Origin of the sequence: Shigella sp. FJ200513, from assembly GCF_040495915.1 — a bacterium.
In the GTDB taxonomy this organism is placed as follows: Bacteria; Pseudomonadota; Gammaproteobacteria; order Enterobacterales; family Enterobacteriaceae; genus ECMA0423.
The window spans coordinates 1-2,282 of sequence record NZ_JBDYCV010000212.1 but is presented as its reverse complement, the minus strand read 5'-3'; the positions used below and the strand labels follow the sequence as shown (position 1 = coordinate 2,282).

Genomic DNA, 2,282 nt, shown 5'->3' with positions numbered 1-2,282 from the left:
GCCATGTGCTGAGTAGAGTAAGAGGCAGGGCGTAGTCGGACTATTTCCCTGCCTCTCCTCCCCGAACCGGACGTGCACCTTTCAGCGCATCCGGCTCTCCATTTAAATGCTGGCGAACGCCATTGCCACTTCTGTAAAGCGCGATGTATACGTGTTTCTGGTCTCCGTCCTCAGATAGGGATTACCTTCGGGTAGCCGCCAGCGGAACAGCTTCTTGCCTTGCCCCACCAACCGGTACAGTATTTCGCCGCTGAGCTTGCCGTGATTGGTTTTACCAAATAAAACCCACGTTTTGCTCTGACCCGGTTTCGGTGATTTACACCACCACCTCATCAGGGAAGCGATACCTGTACGGTATTTGCGGGCCAGCCAGTGAGCCAGCTTCCAGAACACGACACGGTCGATATAACTGAAGACTTTGGCCTTAAAATCAACGAACTGATAGAACATGGCCCAGCCTTTCAGTTTTCGGTTGAGTTGTTCAGCCATATCGACTTTGCTTTCACTGTAGTTGCCTGATAACAGTGCTGTCAGCGATGCGGCGAAGTTTCTGGCTTTCTCCTGCGGGATCGTTGAGACCACTCGCATCTCGCCATAACGACTGCGTTTGCGAATGATCCTGTGCCCCAGAAAGATAAAGCCGTCATTAACATGGGTGATTTTAGTCTTATCCATGTTCAGCCTGAGTTTCAGACTGCCTTCGAGCACACCCCGACACTCCTCCCTGATGGCTTCCGCCTGTGCTTTGGTGCCTTTGACGATGAGGACAAAATCATCGGCATAGCGGCAGTACGCCACCGCGGGTTTCCACTGCCAGTTTTCTCTGACCGCCGTACTTCGGCCCCGTTGGATACTGTTATTCCAGTACCACCGATCTTTTCTGGCTTTCCCGCTCAGGTAGCGCTCATGCAGGTATTGATCGAACTCATTCAGCATGATGTTCGATAATAGCGGCGATATAACACCGCCCTGTGGCACACCTTCACTGGCCGCCCGAAAGAGACCGACATCGATATGTCCCGCCTTGATGGTTTTCCACAGCAGAGTCATGAAACGTGCGTCACTGATCCTGCGGCGTACAGCCTTCATCAGCAGTCGATGATGTACGGTGTCGAAGTAACTGGACAGGTCGCCTTCAATCACCCAGCGTCCCCGGGTTTCACCACAGTCTGTGAGCTGTAATTTCACCGTGCGGATCGCGTGGTGGACACTGCGCTCAGGCCGGAAGCCATATGAGAGCGTATGAAAATCACTCTCCCATATCGGCTCCATCGCCATCAGCATGGCCCGCTGAACAATACGATCCCGCAACGCGGGGATACCCAGTGGTCGCAGTTTGCCGTTGCTTTTAGGGATGTAAACCCGTCTGGCGGGCAAGGGCTGGTAGTGGCCTGAGAGTAATTCATCCCTGAGGATTTGCAGCTCAACAGCCAGTCTGGCCTGTAGCATTGTTTTGTTCACGCCATCAACGCCGGGGGTATGGGCCCCCTTTGATGAAAGCGTGATCCGCGCCGCTTCAGCCAGCCATTCTGGTTGTGTTATCAGACGCAGCAGCCGTTGAATCCGTAGGGACGGATCGGTGGCTGCCCATGTGGCAAGCTTGCGTTGCATTTCGCTGATTATCAAAGGTCTTCACCTCGTTAGGTCAGTTAATTCACGTCGCAAACACATTCAAACTGCTTCCCTTCGCCATGTAATGGGCTTTCCCCATCGCGGACTACTACGGAAGCTCCGCCAGCCAGCGCGTCATCGGAGCCATGCCCCCTTAACATCCGTCGCTGACCTTCCCCGGTTTACCTGCCTGGACTCAGGCATACTGAGGAGGCTGCCCGTCGCACTCTTTATCCTTGCTTGCCGCAAGTTGGCAGAAGTCAGCAACGCAAGTGTGATAGACGCTGCTGCCCCGGTGTTTCGCATACATGTCAAAACACCTTCGACCGGCAGTGCTTACGTATCACTGCCAGTTCCTCCTGCACGGCCTGTCAGATCACGTAGGCCGTGGTGACGTTTTCAACCCACAGAGGCGGATTAACGGGTTCATGTTCTTCAGCCTTTCAGTACTTAACCTTGAGGATCATCTCGGCTTAGTGATCTCGCCTCAATCCCCGTTGTCAGCGGGTTACATCACCCTGCGGGCATGCCGCAGGTCACTGCCGCTCAGGTTCTCCACCGTCACACCCGGTGGGATTGTTGGGTTTCTCATCGTGAGTTACCGGTTCAATATTCCAGACAGACTCGCGGTTCATTTAAGCATCCATGCCCGCCCTGAACTCCGGGCACAC

At 54.3% G+C, this 2,282-nt stretch carries 2 protein-coding genes; one reads left to right on the top strand and one right to left on the bottom strand.

Annotated features, from left to right (window positions below):
• Nucleotides 1-102: 102 nt before the first annotated feature.
• Nucleotides 103-1,611: a group II intron reverse transcriptase/maturase gene (ltrA, locus tag ABZJ92_RS21520; RefSeq protein ID WP_001189111.1), complete on the bottom strand. Its 1,509-nt coding sequence runs from the start codon at nucleotides 1,609-1,611 to the stop codon at nucleotides 103-105.
• 428 nt (nucleotides 1,612-2,039) lie between these two features.
• Here ltrA and ABZJ92_RS21515 point away from each other — a divergent pair.
• The coding region (locus ABZJ92_RS21515; protein ID WP_071988032.1) for a hypothetical protein at nucleotides 2,040-2,282 on the top strand (243 nt) is incomplete at its 3' end.